Genomic DNA, 1,512 nt, shown 5'->3' with positions numbered 1-1,512 from the left:
CGGGCAGCGGCGCGATCACCCGCCGGGGCCACCGCCCGTGCCCGTACGCCCCGATCCCCGCCACCCGGGGCGGCGTCGCCCCGCTCACCGCCGGCCGGCCGGTGTCGACCCGGTCACCGGGCACCGGCCAGGGTGGCCTCGACGCCGTGCCGTTGCAACGCGGTCAGCCAGGCGATCATGTCGGCGCGCACGTCGTCGTCCTCGGCCACCTCCGCCGGGATGACCTCGCGCAACGCGAAGACCGCGTCGACAGCGCCGGCCGGGGTCTGCACCCCGTCGTCCAGCGCGGCCCGGATCGGCCCGGCCAGGGGGTCCTGCAACGGCAACGACCGGCCGTCGTCGGCGTACCCCTGCGCGAAGCGCAACCAGGACGCCACGACCAGCGCGCCCCATCGCGCGGACCGTCCGGTCGCGCGCAGGTCCGCGATGGTGTGCAGGACGCGCTGCGGCAGCTTCTGCGAGCCGTCGATCGCCACCTGCAGGGTGCGGTGGTGGATCGCCGGGTTGCCGAACCGGGCCAGGGCCTGCTCGCCGTAGTCGACCACCCGGACCCCGTCCGGCGGGGTGAAGCTGGCCGCCACGTCCTCGGCGATCAGCCGGCGCAGCACGTCGCGCAGGTGCGGGATCTCCAGCGCGTCGGCGATCGTCTCCCGACCGGCCAACGCCCCGAGGTACGCGATGGCCGAGTGCACACCGTTGAGGGTGCGCAGCTTCAGCCGCTCCCACGGGCCGGCGTCGTCGGTGAGCACCGCCCCGGCGAACTCCCAACCGGGCCGCCCACCGGGGAAGTCGTCCTCGATCACCCACTGCGCGTACGGTTCGGCGGCCACCGCGGCCAGGTCGGTCACGCCGAGCGCCCGGCGGGCCGCCTCGATCGTGCCCGGGGTGCTGGCCGGCACGATCCGGTCCACCATGGTGCCCGGGCAGGTGACGTTGCCGGCCACCCACTCGACCAGCCCGGCCGGCACCCCGGCCGCCCGGCCGACCGCCTGGTCGAGCATGCCGCGCAGCCGTCGACCGTTGGCCGGCAGATTGTCGCAGCTCACCACTGCCACCGGCCCGGCGTCCGCGGCCGCCCGGGCGGCCAGGCCGCGCAGCAGCAGACCCGGAACCGTGCTCGGGGGGCCGCCGCCGGCCAGGTCCGCGGCGAGCGCCGAGTCCGGGGACAGCTGGCCGGTCACCGGATCGAGCTGGTACGCCTTCTCGGTGACGGTCAGGGTCACCACGCGTACCGCCGGGTCGGCGATCAGCGCCACCACCGCGTCCGGGTCGCTGGGCGCGTGCCGCACGCCGCTCAGCGCGCCCACCACCTGGGTGGTGCTGCCGGCGGCGGAGAGGGTGCTGACGCTGAACAGGTTGTCCTGCGCGGCGAGCGCCTCGACCAGCGCGGTGCTGCGGGGGGCGACGGCCACGATGCCCCAGTCGCCGCCGGCCGCGCCGACCGCCGCCTCGGTGAAAACGGCCTGGTGCGCCCGGTGGAACGCGCCGAGCCCCAGGTGCACGACACCGGTC

The 1,512-nt window shown here is 76.5% G+C and carries 1 protein-coding gene; it reads right to left on the bottom strand.

Annotated elements, in window-relative coordinates; all coding sequences use genetic code 11:
- Window positions 1-113: 113 nt before the first annotated feature.
- The coding region (locus KBX53_RS32570; protein ID WP_210863699.1) for a mannitol dehydrogenase family protein at window positions 114-1,512 on the bottom strand (1,399 nt) is incomplete at its 5' end.

It is taken from the genome of Micromonospora sp. M51 (genome assembly GCF_018070305.1).
Lineage (GTDB): Bacteria > Actinomycetota > Actinomycetes > Mycobacteriales > Micromonosporaceae > Micromonospora > Micromonospora parva.
The sequence above is the reverse complement of the archived record's forward strand: the minus strand, read 5'-3'. Positions and strand labels throughout refer to the sequence as shown.